General features: G+C 60.9%; 17 protein-coding genes. 3 read left to right on the top strand and 14 right to left on the bottom strand.

The genetic code is table 11. From position 1 onward, the window contains the following. Positions 1-11: 11 nt before the first annotated feature. From LB545_RS11330 to LB545_RS11285, 10 genes are all read right to left on the bottom strand, one after another. Positions 12-962 carry a glycosyltransferase family 4 protein gene (locus LB545_RS11330; protein ID WP_224705031.1) on the bottom strand — a complete coding sequence of 317 codons (951 nt, stop codon included), beginning with the start codon at positions 960-962 and terminating at the stop codon, positions 12-14. A gap of 185 nt (positions 963-1,147) precedes the next feature. After that, positions 1,148-2,479: a lipopolysaccharide biosynthesis protein gene (locus tag LB545_RS11325; protein ID WP_224705030.1), complete on the bottom strand. Its 1,332-nt coding sequence runs from the start codon at positions 2,477-2,479 to the stop codon at positions 1,148-1,150. After that, complete coding sequence (locus LB545_RS11320; protein ID WP_224617640.1) at positions 2,472-3,716, bottom strand: hypothetical protein; 1,245 nt, start codon at positions 3,714-3,716, stop codon at positions 2,472-2,474. The genes LB545_RS11325 and LB545_RS11320 overlap by 8 nt, the downstream gene beginning before the upstream one ends. Before the next feature lie 43 nt (positions 3,717-3,759). Continuing rightward, a complete protein-coding gene (locus LB545_RS11315; RefSeq protein WP_224705084.1) occupies positions 3,760-5,010 on the bottom strand; it encodes a glycosyltransferase in 1,251 nt (416 codons plus the stop codon). Further along, positions 4,892-6,061 (bottom strand): glycosyltransferase, encoded by a 1,170-nt coding sequence (locus LB545_RS11310; RefSeq protein WP_224705029.1) that lies wholly within the window; start codon positions 6,059-6,061, stop codon positions 4,892-4,894. Before LB545_RS11310 ends, LB545_RS11315 begins: the two co-directional genes overlap by 119 nt. Positions 6,062-6,205: 144 nt before the next feature. Beyond that, complete coding sequence (locus tag LB545_RS11305; RefSeq protein WP_181168414.1) at positions 6,206-6,901, bottom strand: class I SAM-dependent methyltransferase; 696 nt, start codon at positions 6,899-6,901, stop codon at positions 6,206-6,208. Positions 6,902-7,004: 103 nt separating this feature from the next. Further along, positions 7,005-8,030, bottom strand: a complete 1,026-nt coding sequence (locus LB545_RS11300) for an NAD-dependent epimerase (protein ID WP_140494896.1) — start codon at positions 8,028-8,030, stop codon at positions 7,005-7,007. Next, a complete protein-coding gene (locus tag LB545_RS11295) occupies positions 8,030-9,304 on the bottom strand; it encodes a nucleotide sugar dehydrogenase (protein WP_140494898.1) in 1,275 nt (424 codons plus the stop codon). Before LB545_RS11295 ends, LB545_RS11300 begins: the two co-directional genes overlap by 1 nt. Positions 9,305-9,345: 41 nt before the next feature. Then, a complete protein-coding gene (locus tag LB545_RS11290) occupies positions 9,346-10,623 on the bottom strand; it encodes a sugar transferase (RefSeq protein ID WP_140520791.1) in 1,278 nt (425 codons plus the stop codon). 398 nt (positions 10,624-11,021) lie between these two features. Continuing rightward, entirely contained in the window at positions 11,022-11,612 is a 591-nt protein-coding gene (locus LB545_RS11285) for a biotin transporter BioY (RefSeq protein ID WP_140494902.1), read from the bottom strand. Between the two features lie 117 nt (positions 11,613-11,729). Here LB545_RS11285 and LB545_RS11280 point away from each other — a divergent pair, with 117 nt between their 5' ends. Continuing rightward, a complete protein-coding gene (locus LB545_RS11280) occupies positions 11,730-12,638 on the top strand; it encodes an MBL fold metallo-hydrolase (protein ID WP_224705028.1) in 909 nt (302 codons plus the stop codon). Between the two features lie 10 nt (positions 12,639-12,648). Here LB545_RS11280 and LB545_RS11275 read toward each other — a convergent pair whose 3' ends face one another. Together LB545_RS11275 and LB545_RS11270 are read right to left on the bottom strand one after the other, a co-directional pair. After that, a complete protein-coding gene (locus LB545_RS11275; RefSeq protein WP_140494907.1) occupies positions 12,649-13,434 on the bottom strand; it encodes a DUF1499 domain-containing protein in 786 nt (261 codons plus the stop codon). 175 nt (positions 13,435-13,609) lie between these two features. Further along, complete coding sequence (locus tag LB545_RS11270) at positions 13,610-15,238, bottom strand: fatty-acid--CoA ligase (RefSeq protein WP_140494909.1); 1,629 nt, start codon at positions 15,236-15,238, stop codon at positions 13,610-13,612. 305 nt (positions 15,239-15,543) lie between these two features. On the opposite strand from LB545_RS11270, the gene LB545_RS11265 reads away from it, so the two are divergent. Further along, positions 15,544-15,900, top strand: a complete 357-nt coding sequence (locus LB545_RS11265; RefSeq protein WP_140494911.1) for a hypothetical protein — start codon at positions 15,544-15,546, stop codon at positions 15,898-15,900. A gap of 139 nt (positions 15,901-16,039) precedes the next feature. Next, on the top strand, positions 16,040-16,429 hold the full coding sequence (locus LB545_RS11260; protein WP_140494914.1) for a DUF427 domain-containing protein: 390 nt from the start codon (positions 16,040-16,042) through the stop codon (positions 16,427-16,429). A 38-nt stretch (positions 16,430-16,467) separates the two neighbouring features. Here LB545_RS11260 and LB545_RS11255 read toward each other — a convergent pair whose 3' ends face one another. After that, positions 16,468-17,208, bottom strand: a complete 741-nt coding sequence (locus tag LB545_RS11255; protein ID WP_140494917.1) for a polysaccharide deacetylase family protein — start codon at positions 17,206-17,208, stop codon at positions 16,468-16,470. A gap of 144 nt (positions 17,209-17,352) precedes the next feature. After that, positions 17,353-20,031, bottom strand: coding sequence for a pyruvate, phosphate dikinase (gene ppdK / locus LB545_RS11250; protein ID WP_140494920.1), 2,679 nt, complete (start codon positions 20,029-20,031; stop codon positions 17,353-17,355). Positions 20,032-20,121 lie beyond the last annotated feature (90 nt).

The following is a 20,121-nucleotide window of genomic DNA, read 5'->3' as shown; positions in this document are numbered from 1 at the left end:
TGCCGTTTCGCTCACCGTCTTGTATGCAGTCGTGCCCTGCCCGGCCCAAAGGTCTCGAACAGCCGCAAGATCTCGTCGTCACTGGCGAGCGATGAGATGCGGGCGAAGCAGGCGTCCCTTGCAGGCCCCAGATCCTGTGGCCGAGCGATCAGCCTCGCGACCGCGCGTGCGATGTCTTGCGGATCGTCGGGGTTGAAATCGAAAGCGGCCCCCTCGGGCATGTAGTGCCTCGTGCCGCTGTCTCGCGACATCAGCACGGCACATCCCGCCCAGGACGCCTCGATGGGAGACACCGCCGCGGGTTCAGCCCGCGAGGGCAGTATCAAGAGATCATGACCGGAGAAGACCGAGATCATGTCGTCATGGGCAATGTTGTTTTGAAACCGAAGCCTGTCCGCCACGCCAAGCGCCTGAGCCTCGCGCCGCAAGGCCTGACAAAAAGCCGTGTCGGCATTCGTTGCCTCCTCGCCGCAGAATGTCAGGGAGAAGGGCATGGATGAAATCGCGGACAACGCCCTCAGAAGCAAACTGTGCCCCTTGCGCTCCCGGTATTTTGCCACCATCAGGATTCGAGGCGGCCACTGCAATGGCCTGCTTTCCAGGCCTTCGATCCGGGCCGGCTCGAAAGGGCTCCCGAATGGCAGGGACATGGCATCGCCGACCCTGAGCGGGCCAGGGTTCGGTGAGAGCCGCGAGGTGAAATGCGGAATGCCCAGCCCCTGAAAGATGGCTCTTCGAACCCAAGTGCCACTCCATGCGCGGGGCTTGGCGTCCTCCTGGTCGTAGATGACCAGTCTGCGCCCTTGCAGGATTGAACAGAGTGCCGCGACCCTGCAAAACCATCGCGTCACTCCGCGGATGATCACCACGTCGGGGTCTTCGGCCTGCAAACGCTTCCAGTAGGAAAAGACGCCGGGAAAGGAAAAAGGCGAATTCGGAATGTTGCTCGAGCGCCGACGCATGATCATCCGGGACAGCGCGGATGGAGCCGTCACGTTGGGAGAAACAAGAGCGTGATTCTCCGTGACGCTCGTTTCGACTACGTCGACCGCAACATGGTGCCCCGCCGAAGTGAGAATGCGAACCCAAGGTACCGCATTGGTGTGGTATCTTGGCAGGCAAAACAAGTATCTCAAAACATCAGCCTTCAGATATCTTCCGCCAGGCGGATCCGCCTTTTCAACAATAAGTGCGAAACCACCATCATCGCCGCATAGACCGCCGCCGATACGAGCAAGCCGGCCCAGGCGATGCCTGAAATTCCGATCCATCCGGACAAAGCCAGGCAAAGCGGAACATAGATGGCGATCGCCAGCGCCGTGATTTTCAAAAGCGGCTTCGTCCCGGCCAGGACCTGGATGAACGGATTGAGATGCATTCCAGCGAGGCCGAAGCATTCGGCCGCGAACAAAATGGCAAAGAGCAGCGAAGCTTCGGCGTAGGCCGAACCGCCAGCCAGAAGGACGATGGGGTTTTGCAGCAACACCCCCCCAACCGCCATGCCGGCGGCGGCGCATGCCGAAACCACGGTGATGCGGGCGTTCAAGCGGTATAGACGAGAAGAAGGCTCTTGCTTCGACAGTTTCGCGATTTCGGGAAAGATCACCTGGTTCAAGGGACCGGTCAGCCGGGAAACCATCGTCGCCAGGCGCGATGCGAGCGAATAAGAGCCCGCGGCGACCTCTCCCAGCAGGCCCGCGACAAGGAACAATGCGAGATGCCGCCTGGCGCTCACAAGCGTCGAGAGCAGACTGGTCCCCGTGGCCATGGCAAGAAACGCCCAGAAGAAACGGCGTTTGGACCGGGAGCGAAGCGGGTTGAGCAGTTCGATGTGCTCCTGCCTGGTATAGAGCAGCATGCGAACGAACAGCGTCAGGTTGTAGAATGCGCCGACCGCTGCCAGCACGATTACATAGGCCGGCAATGAGGCATCGAGGATCCAAAGGACGAGAGAGGCAACCACCACGGCAACCCCTTGCATGAGTTGATTGCCGGCAATGACGTCGTACCGGCCGTTCAGCCGAAGCACACCTTTCGGCGTACCCGAAAGACTCGCCAACAAGGTGAGGCTGTAGATAATCGCCAGAAGGCGATTATCCCGCGACACGCCAACAGCTTCTCCAAACAGCAAGATCCCGCCTATCGCCAGGACCGTGGCGAGAAGGGCGGCTGAAACATCGAGGGCAATTCCGCAAGATGCCGCCGGTCCCAGACGCAAAGGCGACCTCGCGCACAGCCTGATCACGGGCTGCCAGCTCTCGAACGTGCATAGGCCGGAAACGAACGCCACATAGGCCTGAATTACGGCGAGTGTGCCAAAATTCCCCGGACCCAGCGACCGTGCGTTGAGCGCCAGTGCAAGGATGGAGCACAACGCGGCCACTCCGCTTGCGGACGTCGTAAACGTAACGTCGCGGGCAATCCGCCGCGCGCGCATCCATCCGGAAGGCTTGGCGACCGCCGTCACGTCCTCAGCCATTGTCTCGGCGCAAGGCCCGCGCCCCCTGCGGCATCACCTCGGCGGGGGCCGGTGGAAAACACTTCCGGTGCACATAAACCAAGCCAAAAATGAAAAGCGCAACGAGAACGGCTCGCTTGGCGGAGATGAAGGCGCCAAGCAGCTCCTTGCGCTGGATGTAGAATGCGAGATGGACGATGGCCACGATCAGCCCGGCCTTGAGCGTCGCGCTGCGCACATTGCGGATTATCGCCTCGACGGCAACACACACGAGCGACAGAATGACAACGAGCAGCGGAAATCCGGCATACCCGAAATTGGCAAAGAACTCCGCCCAGATGTTTGCAGCGACGCCACCACTGTAACCCGGAAATAGGAACGGCTGAACCTGCTCGTTGTAGGTGCATCCGTCCTTGCCAAAGGCCGTATCCGAGAACGGAAACAGAGAAAGAGGCACCAGCCAAAGATTCGAGCACGGCAAGGTGTAGTCATATTTCACGACCAGATCCAGGTGAGCCAATGTCACGAACTGCTCCAGCCCCACGAGAGCGGAATCGGACAATTGGTCGAATTGTATTTTCTGACCTACAAGTTCAAAATTTCCTGCTTTTATTGCTGCATATACTGCCTTGTACACTGCAAGAAAAAAGAATGCGCCAATTCCTCCAATTATGTATCTTTTCCTGATCAAAAGCAGGGAAATGTTCCTGTACCTTATGTACAAACAAGCTAAAATCGCGATGGCAACCGAAGAGCGATGCCCGATATAGAGCGTAAGCATCAGTCCCAGGCAGCTCAAGATGATGACCAGCCTGGATTTCTTCCACCCCGACAGGGCTCCGAACACCATGCCGATGATGCAGCTGTTGTAAAATACATACTGGATCCGCCCGGTAGATGACAAAACATCGGCCTTTGAGGCCGAAAAAAGTGCCGGATTTGCTATCGAAATCCCACCGAACACCACCAGCATCACAATTATTACGATCGACTCTCCCCGAACGTCGCCTTCGACTTCGAAATCTTGACGCCTTGGCATGAAGACCAGCATCGCGGCAGCAATGCAAGAAAGAGAAAGCGCAATGGCATATCCAGTGCCCGCGTCATATATGAAATCGTACTTCCTTCTGCCGACATCAACATACTGAAATCCCCCGGTGACGAATGGCACAAAGTAGACCAAGCTCGACAAAAGCAACAACATTTGCGGCGTGAGCGCAAATGGCGAAACAAAATAATCTCGTTTGAGGTGCTTCACTTTCGTTCCATCGCCATCTGAATATTCGTATTGTTCTCACCCCTTAGCGGCCCAGGGACGATTTCTCCCACAGCAAGCCATACGAGTGCGCCATCCGCTCAAGCGAGAAATCCGCAGCGATGCGGTCGCGACATGCTTGCCGCCTGCTCGCCCAAGACCTGGTATCCTGAATTTCCGAAACCATAATCTCGATGGAACGCGATAACGCGTCAGGGTTCCGCGGCGGAACGATCAATCCCGTGTTGCCGACAAGCATCGCGATGTCCCCGACGTCCGTTGCCACGCATGGCGTGCCGCATGCCATCGCCTCAGCAACCACGTTCGGAAAGGCTTCGCTGCTGGAGGCCAGCACATGAATGTCGAATGCATTCATCAAACCGGCAATGTCGTCGCTCGGCCCAAGAAGCTTCACCTTGTGGCGAACATCGTAGCGCTCCAACAGCACGGCAAGCGCAGTGTTTTCAGCCGTCATACCCGGGCCGGCAAGAACACATTTGAAGGGAAGGCTCTTGTGCATCGACAGCCTGGACAGGGCAGCGAAGAGATTCTGGTGGTCCTTGTCGGGATGCCAGCGAGCGACGTTTCCGATAACGAACTGGCCATCACCTATCGACCAATCCCGACGGAGCCGCGCGCGCGCCCGGTCGTCCGGCTCGAACACGGCCAGATCGTAGCCATTCGGTATGATCGTCCAGTTCGAGCTCGAATATCCTGCATGGATGTGGCACCGCGATGCATTTTGCGAGCAACTGACAATCCGAGCCGGGATGATACCGGATATGAGAGCGCATATCCTGTCCACTGTCCTGGTCGTAAAGGAGGCCGCCCGCGGATCCAGTCCGCAATTGTGCATCCCCCAAAGAACCGGACTGATGCCGCCAAGCCGCGCCAGGACGCCTCCGACGAGGTTGGCGTGATACATCCAGCACTGAACCACGTCCGGCCGATAGGTCGAGAACACGCGCCTGAGCGAGGCGAGCCCCTTGAGACTCAACCTTCCCTTTGGCATCGCCAGGCAGGCGAGCGGTATTTTGGCCGCGCGAAGCAACGGGCCATATTTTCCGTCACCCGAAAGCGAGACGACAAAATGGGAATGGCTGCGCTCGGCCGTGCACAGGCGGTATAGCGCTGCCTCGGCGCCGCCGTTCTCAAGTCCGGTGATGACGTGCAGGATCTTAATACGACCGCTCCTTCCCCGCGGCGTTCGTGGGATCGACACCCATCGCGAGCAGATAGGCGTCGGCCACTTTTTTGACGCCGAAATCCCGCGCCCGACGCCTGACGTCTGGGGGATCAGTTTCATCAAGGGCGGCCATCACTTGTGCCGCGAAACCCTGGACATCGCCGACCGCGGCGAGGCGCCCCCACTTGCCGTCCTCGAGTATCTCGGCCGGACCGCTTTCGCAGTTGGTGCTCACCACATTGGTCCCGCAAGCCATTGCTTCGATGATCGTGTTTGGAAATCCCTCCCTGCGGGAGGATTGAAGAAACAACGCTGCCCGCCGCATCCACGGGTACGGATTTTTCGAAAAGCCGACCAGAGCGACTGAAGAATTCAGCTCGAGTTCGTCGATCAGTGTTTGAAGCGATCCCCGAAGCGGTCCTTCCCCGACAATGGCCAACTTGACGGGCCTCCTCGTCGCAATCCGCGAGAAGCTGCTTATAAGCGTGGCATGGTCCTTTGCAAAATCAAGCCGCCCAACGGCCACCAACAAAACCCTGCCATCCTCGACCGCGAAGGGGTGATCGAGCGGCTCATCCGCCTGCTCTTCAACATGTTTGATGTCCAGCGGATTGTAGATCGTTTTGACGGAACTCCGGTGGACCCCGATGCTCTGGATCAGGTCTTCCGCGACGCCATGCGATACAGTGATGATCGTGTCGGCACGACCATAGGTCAGCCGCATGAGGAATGGCAGGAACTTCTCACGAACCAGCTTCGTATCAGCGACGGTCCTGGAAAGATTGCTCCTTTCCGATATCACGATCGGTGTCCGGCGCAGCGAGAGCATGGACGAGACGATGCCAACGATATTTGCATGGGGTAACGCCGTCAGCATCACCCGCGGCTGCTCCCGCCTCAAATACCGGATCAAAGCCAATACGGAAAACAGCAACCGCGAGGCTCGGAGGTCCTGTATCCTTATCGTCTTCGGAACCAAAGTGAGATACTCGCCCGTCGCACACCCAAGCACCAGATCGATCGGCAAGCCGCGCCGGCCAAATTCGCTGGCCAGGGTGAGCATTGCCCGCTCGGTGCCGCCAGCACGAAGAGAGGGAATGAAGATAGCAATCCGAGCGTCTGGGCTGCCTGGTGATCTCTTGTCTTGGCGCGTGCACGTCACTCGGTTCGCCACCTTTCCTGGCCGGTCACGGCGAAAGCTTTTTGCTTGTGCCTGACCGTGCGCGATGAGCGATGCTCCACCCGGATACCAGGGAGACAGCCCGTCGCGTTCGGGTCCACCAAAGCGGAGAATATCCTCGGGTGATCAATGTCTTCGCCGAAAGACATAGGCGTAGGTTTCGGCCGCATCCTTCCCAATGAGAAGCGCCGAGAGACCTAGCCAGAGGCGCCAGACAAGGAAGGCCGGCACGAAAGCGTAGAAGTATGAACTCCTCCAGAACAGATGACGCTGGACAAGCTCCAGGCCATTTTGCGCTGCGATCCTTTCCACCTCGCTCGGCAGGCATCTGTCATAGAAGGCTGGGAAGCCGTCGTGCCCCCTGCCCTTGTCCGGATAGACCGCAAACAGCAGGCGACGCTTGATCGCCTCGGGCAAGACCCGATTGAGCCTGGCGAAAACGGCGTTGCGTGAAGGCGAGAAAATGGCGACCGTGCCGCCCGGCCTTACGCAGCTGGCAATGCCGCGAAATGCGCCTTCGCCGTCGCGGACGTGCTCCAGAGTGGCCTGGCATATGACCAGATCGGCATCTCCCTTCCCCCTGAACGAAGTAAGGTCCGCCTCGATCCGCTCGTCATAGATCTCGCCCGGAGCCTTCGACAGTTCCTTGGCATCGCGGTCCACCCCGACGACAACCAGCCCCAGACGACGCTTCTCGGCTAGGCTTACAAGCGGCCTTGCTCCTCCGCCCAGATCATAGACCAGTGCGTTAGGTGTAAAGAGCACCGGTGCGATTTCCGCAGCAAAGGCGTGGTTGCCATCCACGCGCAGCCGTAGCGGCAAGGCTCGGTCCAGACACTCTGAGACCGCCACGTTCGTGCGAACAAAACCCCGCAGCAAAGACGCTATCCCGTCATCGATTTCGTGGACAAGACGTGACCTCCCCCTACCTCCGCTCAAAATAGGCCTGGTACCATTCGACGAACCGCCCGACGCCCTCCGTCACGGACGTGCCGGGACGATAGCCGACCGCCGCCTGCAGCGCCGAAGTATCGGCGAAAGTGTCAGGCACGTCGCCGGCCTGCAGCGGCAAGAGCTCCACGATGGCCTTGCGGCCAAGCGCGTTTTCAAGCGCCTCGACATAGGCGGTCAGCTTCACCGGGTTGTTGTTGCCGATGTTGAAAATGCGCCAAGGCGCGCTGCTCGTCGCAGGATCCGGATGACCGGAATCCCAGGCGGAGTTAGCCGCGGCGGGGCTGTCGCTGGTGCGGATCACGCCTTCGGCGATGTCTTCGACGTAGGTGAAGTCGCGTGTGTGGTTGCCGTTGTTGAACAGCTTGATCGGCTCGCCGGCCAGGATGTTCCTGGTGAACAGGAACAGCGCCATGTCGGGACGCCCCCAAGGGCCGTACACTGTGAAGAAACGCAAGCCCGTGGTCGGCAGCCCGAACAGGTGGCTGTAGCTGTGCGCCATCAGCTCGTTGGCGCGCTTGGTTGCGGCGTAGAACTGCAGCGGATGGTCGGCCGGGCGATGCTCGGAAAACGGCATGTCGGTATTGGCGCCATAGACGCTCGACGTGCTGGCATAGGTCAGGTGGCCGACACGGCTGTTGCGGCAGGCCTCCAGCATGTTGGCGTAGGCGATAATGTTGCTCTCGACATAGGCGTGCGGGTTTTCAAGGCTGTAGCGGACGCCGGCCTGGGCGGCGAGATGGATCACCCTGTCGAAGGCGTGATCGGCAAAGCAGCCGTCCACCACGTTTCGCTCTGCGAGATTACCGTGGATGAAATGGTAGCCCGCATTGGTGTTGCGGCTTGCTTCGGCCAGAAGCCGCAGCCGCGCCTGCTTGATCTGCGGATCATAGTAGTCGTTGATGCTGTCTATGCCGACGACCTCGTCGCCGCGTTCGAGCAGCCGCCTGGCGACGTGATAGCCTATGAAGCCGGCAGCGCCGGTGACCAGAACCTTCATCAGAACCGCCCGTCCGTAACATCCCTGGGGAACAGACCCTTGATGTCGTAGACGACGCTAGGGTCCTTGCAAAGCGCCCGAAGACCGGCAACGCCCAGGGTGTGAAACTGCCCGTGCCCCACGGCGACGACAACGCCATCGTAACGCGCGGCGGGCATCTCTTTAACGCTCGTTACGCCAAAGGCGCGCGCGCATTCCTGCGCATCGACCCAAGGATCCCAGATATCGATGCCGGCATTGTACTGCCTCAGCTGCGCGACAATGTCGGCGACCTTGGAGTTTCTCAGGTCCGGACAGTTTTCCTTGAAGGCCGCGCCCATGACCAGAATCCGGCTGCCAACGACAGGTATGCCCTTGCGCATCATAAGGCGGGCCGTCTGGTCCGCTGCATGCCGGCCCATGCCGTCGTTGATGCGGCGACCGGCAAGAATCACCTCGGGATGATAGCCGAGTTCTTGAGCCTTGTGGGTCAGATAATAGGGATCGACGCCTATGCAGTGGCCGCCGACGAGACCAGGGCTGAAGCGCAGGAAATTCCATTTGGTGCCGGCCGCTTCCAGCACCTCCGACGTGTCGATGCCCAGTTTGCCGAAGATCAGCGACAATTCGTTCATCAAGGCGATATTGAGATCGCGTTGCGTGTTCTCGATGACCTTGGCTGCCTCGGCGACCGCGATGCTCGATGCACGATGCGTGCCGGCGGGAATGATCGAGGCATAGAGGGCGTCGATGGCGTCCGCCACCTCCGGCGTGGAGCCGCTGGTCACCTTGACGATCGTCTGAAGCCGGTGCTCGCGGTCGCCGGGGTTGATGCGCTCAGGGCTGTAGCCCAGGAAGAAGTCTTCGTTGTAGCGCAGCCCCGAATGTTTCTCGATCAGCGGAGCACACACCTCTTGCGTACAGCCGGGATAGACGGTCGATTCAAAGATTACCACCGCACCGGGGGAGATCACCTCGCCGACCGTGGCGGACGCCATGACAAGGGGCTTCAGGTCCGGCCGGTTGGCCCTGTCGATCGGAGTGGGGACAGTGACGATGAAAACTCCGCAATCCCGCAGATCGGCCTTGTCGCTGGTGAACCGCAGCCGCGTGGCGGCATCGATTTCATCTCTGCTGGCCTCAAGCGTGTGATCCTCGCCACGCCTCAGCGCATCCACGCGCGATTGGCTGATGTCGAAGCCGACGACGTCCCTGATCGCTCCGAGGGCCACCGCCAGCGGCAAACCCACATAGCCAAGCCCGATGACAGCTATTTTCCTGGAGCCGAGGTCCATTTGCTTCCTGTCCGGCAAGCCTTAATCAGCCACGGCCTCCGCTATCGCGCACCATGGCCGGTAATCATCGTCTTGATGGTTCTGAGGGTGATGAGAACATCAAGCCAAGGCGAGAAGTTCTTTATGTAGTAAAAATCGTAGTGTAATTTCTCCATCACATCGTCGACCGCCGCAACATGCCCCTGGTTTACTTGCGCCCACCCGCTCACACCTGGCCTGACGATGTGCCGGTAGCGATAGAACGGCAATTCCGCCTCATACCAGTGCGACAGGACGACAGCCTCGGGCCGTGGCCCGATCCAGCTCATTTCGCCGCGCAGGATGTTGATGGCCTGCGGCAGCTCGTCGATCCTGAACTTGCGTAAAAAACGCCCTATCCGGGTGATGCGATCGTCGTCACGTTTCGTGATCGCCTTGTCCTTGTCGCTGCCAATGCCGGCTTGCTGCCTCATCGAACGAAACTTGTAGACCGTGTAGATCCGACCCCTGTAGCCAATGCGGGGCTGGCGAAACAGCACCGGGCCCTCCGAGTCCAGCCGGATCAGCAGCGCGATCAACACCACGAAAGGTGAAAGAGCCACGACCATGACAAGCGCGGAGATCCAGTCGATTGCCTGCTTGATCTTGAGATAGGCCTGGTTCGGATTGAGCGAGCCGAGCGTGTTTTCCGACAGGTGTTCGATCTCGACGCGGCCGGTCAGCGATTCGCTGACCTGCTTGACGTGGTAGACCGGCGTGCCCGAAAGGGCCCGGTCCGCGATGTATCGTTCCCATTCGGCGTCAAGGTCGGCCCGCAGATCGACAACCACGCCATTCGCCCGTTCGATGACGGTGCCAGGCGAAGTGATCCAGAACCAATGCACTCCCGGCAGTGTCCTTAGGCGCTCTACGTTCCCGCCGGGAATGACGACCAGCCGGTACGGTTCGAGATGCCGCGTTATGATGCTCAGGCCAAAATACCAGAGCGTGGACTGGGTGAAGCTGGCAGCCGCCTGAAACCGGCTGTACTCGAAACGAAAAAAGAAAATAGTCAGGAAAACAAGCCCGTAGGACAGCACAAATGTCGGCAGGATGTAGCTGGCAGCGGCCACGCCGGGGAAATTCCCGATACGCCGATAGGCAAGGAAGCCTGCTACATGCGCAATGACCGCGGCAGCGACGGTTACCTGGAGATTGGCGACGTAGACCGCATCGGGTTTGAAGGCGATCCGGATGAGGGCCGGCGCGACGATCGCGAACGTCAGTCCGCCAATAAGTTGAAAGCGAATTCTGAACAGGAAGTGCCGGCTTCCGACAAGAGTTGATGTTGCGACATTCAACTTCTTCCCCCCTCGAAGCTGCCATGTCGGCGATTGCCATTGCAATAATGCGCTTGGCTTGGCCGTTCATTCGCAAAGCGGAATCGGGCCTCTCGCTACTGGCTGTTCGACTCAGTCGAAGATCAAGAGCTACGACACTGTAACGATACCAGCAAGTATCTATTTACACTGTAGCAATCGGCAGGATTTTTTATCAATCGCGTCGCTGAATGCGGTTCAAAAGCTATCGCTAATAAATTGGCTTACTGCCCGCCATCGAGAATGTCTGGACGCATGAAGGTAAATGGATGTTCGTATCTCTGGTGACTGGCTGGCTGCTTGGCCAAGACCTCCCAGTCACATCCGTCCGACCTGGATGAACCAGGTTCTTCCCCGGAATGTCTCAGTGGATCGCTAGTTCAGTTGCGCTTCAGCAGCGACCAGACGGCGGGCACCAGGCTTGCGGCCAGGGCAACCTTGATCAGATCACCGACGATGAACGGCACGACCCCGAACTGCCAGGATTTTTCCGGACCGATGAGCATCGCCAGCCAGGCAAAACCCATGGCCATCATGACGAACTCGGCAACCAGCATCGCGTTGAAAAGCTTGATCGGATGGCGATCCCAGCCGCGATCGGCGGCCCAGCCGGCAATCGCCGCCATGACCACGAAGCCGGCGAGATAGCCGCCGGTCGAGCCGAGCATGTAGGCAATGCCAATTCCCTTTTCCGGCGTGCTCTGGAAGACCGGGAAGCCCATCGCGCCCTCGGCCATATAGAGCAGCAGGGTGGCGACGCCGAGCCGCAGGCCGAAAGCGGCCCCGATCAGCAGGACGGCGAGCGTCTGCATCGAAATATCGACTGGCCCCAGAACCACCTTGGTCTTGGCCGACAGGGTCAGGAGCAATGTCCCGGCTATCGCCAGGAAGAACTGCGTTGCCAGCCGCGCCGCGCCATCTTGCGGCAGAGCCAGAGAAACAAGCGGGCGCATCGTCGTTGCAGTTGCCATGGTCTTCCCCATCCGAGTGCCGCCATCCGATGATCGCGGTCTTGCGTTTTCCTATATTGGCTTGCGTGCTATGCGGCAATCGGTTTTGCCATTCCCGCAACAGGCATCGACACCGTCATGGCCCTCGAATTCGATACCAGCTTCGATCCCTGCTACGGCGGGGGCGTCAGCGTCGCGCCCGACGTGCAGCGCGTCACGGCCCGAAATCCAAGTCCCTTCACCTTTTACGGCACCAACAGCTACATCGTCGGACGCGATACGCTGGCAGTGATCGATCCGGGGCCGGATGACGAAGCTCACCTTCGCACCTTGCTCGACGTCATCGCCGGCAGGCCGGTCAGCCACATCTTCGTCAGCCACACGCATCGCGACCATTCCCCGCTGGCGGCACGGCTGAAGCAGGAGACCGGAGCCCAGGTGATGGCGGAAGGGCCGCACCGGCCGGCAAGGCCATTGCATATTGGCGAGATCAACGCGCTCGATGCCAGCGCCGATACCGCTTTCGTTCCCGATCTCGCGCTGCCGGACGGCGCGCTGGTCGCCGGCGACGGCTGGGCAATCCGCACGGTCCTGACCCCCGGCCATACCGCCAACCACGCGGCATTCGCGCTGGAGGGCACCGGCATCCTGTTTTCGGCCGACCACGTCATGGCGTGGGCGACCTCCATCGTCGCGCCGCCGGACGGGGCGATGGCGGACTACATGGCCTCGCTGGACCGGCTGATCGAACGCGGCGACCGCCTGCTGCTGCCCGGCCACGGCGGGCCGGTGACGGCACCGCGTGGCTTCATGCGCGGGTTGAAGACCCATCGCAAAATGCGCGAACGGGCCATATTTGAGCGGATCCGCGCGGGCGACCGCACGATCGCAGACATGGTCAAGGCGATCTACAGGGATACCGACCCGCGGCTGCATGGCGCCGCCGGGTTGTCGGTGCTTGCCCATCTGGAGGATCTGGTGGCGCGCGGCCTGGTCGCGACAGACGCCGCGCCGGCCATAGACGGCATTTTTAGGCCAGCCCCTTAGGCCCGAGCATCTATTCGGCCGGAGCCGCGCCGACCTGGCCGGCGACTTCCTGGTCCAACTCCGCCAGAAAGTCGGTGATGCGCGCAGCGTTGTCGCCGAGGTCGTAGCGGCCGTAGCGGGAAGCCGACCGCATGTCGACGAGAACCGTATCCCCGTCGTCCGTGATGCGAATTGCCACGTCTGCGGGGAGGCCCAACACGAAGCTCCTGGCGACAGCGGTAATCGTCACGTCGCTTTGCCCGGCGAGTTCGGGATAGGGTCCGGTAAGATCCCAATTGCGGCGGTCGAGCACGGTTTCAACGGCAGTGACGACGGTCTCGAACGGCAGGTCGTAGCTGCGCGCGGTGACAAGCGGATAGCTGTCGGTCTGCAACCGCTGCTCGCCGGGCGTCGGCGGCGAGAGCACGTTCATGTCCTTCGTGCGACCGGTGACGTCGAGTGCCGGCGGTTCGTCGAAATCGGTCGAAATATCCCTGAGCGGCGGAAAGATTGTCGCCCAATAGGCGGCGATGCCATAGGGGGTCAGCACCAGCACTGCCAGCAAGACGCCGACCGTGATGTCGCGGCCGCCATAGTCGCCAAAATTCCACACCCTCGAGAAGGCAAATCCGGCGAACAGCAGCGCCAGCGCCGCCAACAGCGCGACGATAGCCAACACCCACAGGAACACCGGCGTTTCAACGAGGTTGAAATAATGGCCGACGAACACGGTCAGCAAAAGCACCGCCGAAAAAGCAGCGGTGCGCCGCGACCATCCGGCAGCCTTCGACGTTTGCCGTTCCGAAATGCTGACCATGTTTCTCTGCGTCATCCCAAGCCGAAGAAGACTTAGCGCATGGCCACCAAAATCGGAATCGATTTTCGAGGAGGATCGTGCGCCAGTTGGAAATGCTATCGTGCCCTGCCGGAAAGGTGCACGTCGCTGCACTGTCCTTTTACGACCGCATCAGGCCGAGACACGCAATATCGCGTCAATCCGTCGGCAAGCGGTAGTCCCTGAATTGCTGGCGCAAGGTGATCTTCTGGATCTTGCCGGTGGCGGTGTGCGGAATTTCGCCGACGAAGGCGACGTCGTCGGGCATCCACCATTTGGCCACCTTACCGTCGAGAAAACCAAGGATATCGGTTTTGGTCGGTTCCTTCCCCGGCTTGCGGACAACCACCAGCAAAGGCCGCTCGCCCCATTTCGAATGAGGGACGCCAATGGCGGCTGCCTCGGCGACATCGGGATGGCCGACGGCCAGATTCTCCAGGTCGATGGTCGAAATCCATTCGCCGCCGGACTTGATGACGTCCTTGGCGCGATCGGTGATCTGCATATAGCCGCCAGCGTCGATGTGGGCGACATCCCCGGTATCGAACCAGCCATCCTCGTCGAACTGCTCCGAGCCGGCGCCGCCGTAGTAGGCGCTGGCCACCGCGGGGCCGCGCACCTTCAGCCGCCCGAATGTCTTGCCGTCCCAAGGCAGCGCGTTGCCTTCGTCGTCCGTCACCTTCATCTCGACGCCGAAGGGCGGGTAACCCTGCTTGCCCTGGACATCGAGCCGGGCGTCACCCTTAAGGCCTGCATAGTCCGGCTTCAGCGTACACAGTGTGCCGAGCGGCGACATTTCGGTCATGCCCCAGGCGTGGACGACCTGGACATCGTAATTGTCCTGGAATTTCTTGGTGATGATGCGTGGGCATGACGAGCCGCCGATGACAACCTTGTTGAGGTAGGGCAGCTTCCTGCCGGTCTCCTCCAGATATTGCAGCAGCATCATCCACACGGTCGGCACGGCGGCACTGAAGGTTACTTTCTCGGTGTCGAGCAATTCATAGATGGAGGCGCCGTCCATCTTGCAGCCCGGCATGACAAGCTTGGCGCCGATCATCGGTGCGCTCTGGCCAAGGCCCCAGGCATTGGCGTGGAACATCGGAACCACCGGCAGGATCGTGTCGCGCGAAGACAGGCCCATCGCGTCGGGCATGGCGGCGATCATGGCGTGCAGGACATTCGAGCGGTGACTGTAGACGACGCCCTTTGGATCGCCAGTGGTTCCAGACGTATAGCACATGCCGGCGGCGGTGCCTTCGTCGAAGCTCTTCCAGGCGAAATCGCCATCGGCCTCGTCGAGCCATTCCTCGTAGGCGACGACGTTGGGCAGCATGGTCTGCGGCAGATGCGCCCTGTCGGCCAGCACGATCACCTGTTTCAGGGACTTGACCGCGCCGGCGATCTTCTCGAGCAAAGGGAGGAAAGTCAGGTCGACAAAGACCGCCTTGTCTTCGGCATGGTTCATGATCCAGACGATCTGCTCGGGAAACAGCCGCGGGTTGAGCGTGTGATAGATCGCGCCGATGCCCATGATGCCATACCAGGCCTCGATGTGGCGCGCCGTGTTCCAGGCCAGCGTCGCAATGCGGTCGCCCAGCCGATAGCCGTCACGCTCCAGGCGCTGGGAGACCTTCAGGGCGCGACGATGGATGCTGGCGTAGGTTGTGCGCACGATCGGACCTTCGATCGAGCGCGATACGATCTCTCGCGCGCCATGCTGCCGCTCTGCGTTGTCGATAAGCTTATGGCAAAGAAGCGGCCATTCCTGCATCAGCCCCAGCATTCGTTCCTCCCTTACGCTCCTCGCTTTTGTTGCCATTGTGAAGCGAACCGGTGGATTGTCCAGCCACCGCCGGTGGCGAACGAAATCCGAATGCCGGTCGCGCAGGCAAGCGATCGAGTCGTGTCTTTTCTTGGAGGTCCGAATGCCTGGCGCTCATGTCATAGGACCGGCGGCCTTGAAATCCATTATATCAGAGAAGTCTAAATTACTCGACCGAGAGGAGAATCCGCCACAATCCGGCCATCGTCGGCATTAAGTTTCGTTAATGGGCAAAGGGGTGCGATTGGCGACTGAAAGAGGTTCGCATGGACACGCAGCTCGACGATAAGGCACTGGAAAGCACGCTTGCCGAAAGCCTGGGCGATCTGGTGCCGGACACAAAGACTGTTTCCGAAGATGAATTTGTTGAAGTTGTCGGCGGTGCGCTCGAAGCGGTGGGCGGCACGCTGCTGTTCAAGATGTGCGTCCAGAACGAAGGGGAAGGCGAGCACGTCGCCGCGGCATCCGTGGGCGATGGCGGCAATCGTCAATTCCTGCTGCTCACCTTGCCGACCGGCGGCGGCCACTTGAAAGTCGAGACCGCATCCAGGAGCAGCAATCCCGTGGCCGGTATCGCGGCCGCCTATGCCGGCCTGATGGACGCGTTCAGAACCGCGGCCTGAGCCTCGCCGGACAAGGTCATCGCTAAAAATGCCGTCGGCAGCGCCCACGGCTGGAGATTGATTGCGGATTGCTGGCGACCGTCGGCCTTGCGCAAACCACCTCGTCGACACACTTAAAGCTGAGACGAGGAGAAACAGCATGGACAAGATCGCCAACCCGGCACCCGGCTTCCAGCGCAACCCCGATAAGGTCATCACCGTCGAACCGTATAAGGGCACCGTCACCGTGCGTGCAGGCGACACTGTTATCGCCTCATCGACGAACGCCAAGGTGCTGACGGAAGCGCCCTATCCGGCCGCCTTTTACATCCCGTTCGCAGACATCGATTTCAACAAGCTGAGCGGCACGCAATCCTCCACCCATTGTCCCTACAAGGGCGACGCAAGCTACTGGAGCGTGCTGCCTGCCGCCGAGGCAGGCAAGGATGCGATGTGGGCCTATGAGCAGCCTTTCGACGAAATGGCTGAAATCCGCAACCACGGCGCGTTCTACGCAAGCAAGGTCAGCATCGAAGCCAAGCCAGCTTGAACGGACGAACGAGGAGGCCGGACCTGCCGTCCTGCCGATCAGTCGGTGGTGCCGTTATTGCCGAAGCCTCCGGCATCATCGAGCCGCACGAAGGTCAGTCCCTTCTGCTTGAGCGCCAGCAGGCCCTGCACGACGCCCTCCCCGGCGGCATGGGTCGGCTGGTTGATATGGGCGATGATGACGTCGCCATCCTTGGCCGCTTCTATGCGCCTTGTGGTTTCCCTGGCGCCGAGCAGCGAACCGCCGTCGCCATTGATCGAGAAGCCGGCGATCTTGAAGCCCAGCTTGCGGATCATGGCGATCGCCGACGGACTATACTCCGCGGTCGCGCCACGAAACCATTTCGGCGCTGGCTCGCCAGTCCCGGCCAAGGCGACGGCGCCCGACTCGACCTCGGCCAGAACCGCTTCCGGACTGCCGGCGCTGCGTATGCCATAGATCTTCTGCGGCGTGTCGACGGCCGGGATGTGATGGCCGCCGTGGTTTTCCAGTTCGAACAGGTCGGGATGCGCCCGCATGATCTCGACGGCGGCGGCGTTCCGCTTCAGCCAGATGCCGGTGACGAAGATGGTCGCAGGTATCCTGTTTTCCACCAGCGCCGAGAGGATGCGGTTGTCGGTCCGTCCGCCGCAGGCATCGAGGGTCAAGGCAATGCGCCCGGTTCCACCTGCATCCGGCTTGATGTGCAGGATGGGTTCGACCAGCGATGCGGCATGGCCGCTGGACACGACGGCCAAAGACATGGCGACAATGCAGAGATTTTTTTGCAGCAGGCGCATCAAATCCAATTCCAATCGGGCGTTTCACGCAGGCATCCCAAGACCCGCATGAAGGCGAAAATCGGAGCTGGATAGCAGAAAAGCACCAGACGCGACAATCTGACCGTCTTGCGGCAGTTCCTCGTTCCGATCGGCGGCAGGCGCTCAGCCGCGGCCCGCCTTTGCCACCTGAACGGCCGCCTGCGCGGCCGCCAACCTGGCGATCGGCACGCGGTAGGGCGAACAGGACACATAGTCCAGTCCGACCTCCTCGCAGAAGCGGATGGAGGCCGGATCGCCGCCATGCTCACCACAAATGCCGAGCTTGATCCCTGGCCGCGCCGCCCTGCCCTTCTCGGCGGCCATGCGCACCAGTTCGCCGACGCCATGGATGTCCAGCGATACGAACGGATCCTGTTCGATGATGCCTTTCTGGCGATAGGTCTCCAGGAACGAGGCCGCGTCGTCGCGCGAGATGCCGAATGTCGTCTGGGTCAGGTCGTTGGTGCCGAAAGAGAAGAACTCGGCCGATTCAGCGATGACATGGGCGCGGATCGCCGCGCGGGGGAGCTCGATCATGGTTCCAGTCAGGTAGTCGATCTTGACGCCGCTTTCGTCCATGACGCTCTTGGCCACCGCATCGATGCGCGCCTTGACATAGTCGAGTTCCTTCACAAGCCCGACCAGCGGCACCATGATCTCGGGTACCACCAGCGCGCCGGCCTTGCGGCCAGCCTCGACGGCGGCTTCGAAAATGGCGCGCGCCTGCATCTCGGCGATCTCGGGATAGGACACAGCAAGCCGGCAGCCGCGATGGCCGAGCATCGGGTTGAATTCGTGCAGCGCCTCGGTGCGCTGCCTGAGCTTGTCCGGCGCAACATTCATCGCCGCCGCGACTTCGGCTATCTCGGCCTCGGTCTTGGGCAGGAATTCGTGCAACGGCGGATCGAGCAGGCGGATGGTCACCGGCAGACCGGCCATGATCTCGAACAGCTCCAGGAAATCCGCTCGCTGCATCGGCAGCAGCTTGGCAAGCGCGGCGCGCCGGTCCTTTTCGGTGTCGGCCAGGATCATCTCGCGCATGGCGATAATGCGGGCGCCATCGAAGAACATGTGTTCGGTGCGGCACAAGCCGATGCCTTCGGCACCGAAGGAGCGCGCCATGCGCGCATCGAGCGGGGTTTCGGCGTTGGTGCGCACTTTCATGCGCCGCACCGCATCCGCCCATTCCATGATGGCGGCGAAATCGCCGGAAAGCTCGGGCTGGAGCATCGCTACGGCGCCCTTGAGCACCTGCCCGTTGCCGCCGTCGATGGTGATGATGTCGCCCTTGCGGAAGGTCTGCCCCATCGACATCAGCGTAGCTGCCTTATAGTCGACGCGCAGCGAACCGGCGCCCGAAACGCACGGCTTGCCCATGCCGCGCGCCACGACGGCAGCATGGCTGGTCATGCCGCCGCGCGTGGTCAGGATGCCCTCCGCCGCATGCATGCCGTGGATGTCCTCGGGACTGGTCTCGACACGCACCAGGATAGCCTTGCGTCCTTGTGTCTTGAGATCCTCGGCGTCCGCGGAGGAAAAGACGATTTCGCCGGTGGCGGCGCCTGGAGACGCCGGCAGGCCGACACCGATGACGTCGCGTGCGGCCTTCGGATCGATGGTGGGGTGCAGGAGCTGGTCGAGCGAGGCGGGATCGATGCGGGCGACCGCTTCCTCTTTCGAGATCAAGCCGTCCCTGGCCATCTCGACGGCGATCCTGAGCGCCGCCTTGGCGGTGCGCTTGCCGGACCTCGTCTGCAACATCCACAATTTGCCGCGCTCGATGGTGAATTCGAGGTCCTGCATGTCGCGGTAGTGCTTTTCCAGCCTGTCCGAGATGGTGACGAAGGACTGGAAGGCGTCCGGCATCAGTTTCTGCAATGACGGCTTGTCGGAGCCGGCGGCGATGCGGGCCGCCTCGGTGATGTTCTGCGGCGTGCGGATGCCGGCGACGACGTCCTCACCCTGCGCATTCACCAGGAACTCGCCATAGAGCTGCTTTTCGCCGGTCGACGGATTGCGAGTGAAGGCGACCCCGGTGGCCGAAGTTTCACCCATGTTGCCGAACACCATGGCCTGGACATTGACCGCCGTGCCCCAGCTTTCGGGAATATCGTGCAGGCGCCTGTAAGTGATGGCGCGGTTGTTCATCCAACTCGAGAACACGGCACCGATCGCCCCCCAGAGCTGTTCGTGCGGATCCTGCGGGAACGGCCTGCCGAGCTCCTCTTCGACCTTGGCCTTGTAGAGCGCGATGACGCCTTGCCACTCGATAGCTGTCAGTTCCGTGTCGAGTTCATGGCCGAGGCTGGCCTTCTGATCCTCGAGGATCTCCTCGAACACCTCGTGGTCGAGCCCCATGACGACATCGGAATACATCTGGATGAAGCGCCGGTAGCTGTCATAGGCAAAGCGCGCATCGCCGGAATCGGCGGCCAGCGCCTCGACGGTTTCGTCGTTGAGGCCGAGATTGAGCACGGTGTCCATCATGCCAGGCATCGAGGCGCGGGCGCCGGAGCGCACCGACACAAGCAGCAGTTTCGACGGATCGCCGAAACGGCGGCCGGTGAGCCGGCCGATATGGTCCAGCGCCACGGCGACGTCCGCTTCAAGCCCTGCCGGATAGGCGCGGCCGTTGGCATAGTAGGCGTTGCAGACCTCCGACGTGATGGTGAAGCCCGGCGGCACCGGCAGGCCAAGGCTACACATCTCGGCCAGATTGGCACCCTTGCCGCCCAACAGATTCTTGTCGCCAGCCCGGCCTTCGGCCGCACCATCGCCAAAGGTGAAAACCCACTTGGTCATGCTTTGCTCTCCGGTTGCAGGAGATTGGAAAGATTGACGAAACAGAAAGCCCCGCCATATCCCGACTTTCGACGGATATGATGCTGCAAT

Source organism: Mesorhizobium sp. BR1-1-6 (assembly GCF_020165355.1).
Lineage (GTDB): Bacteria > Pseudomonadota > Alphaproteobacteria > Rhizobiales > Rhizobiaceae > Mesorhizobium.
Note: the sequence above shows the minus strand (reverse complement) of the source record. Positions and strands in the feature narration are given on the sequence as shown.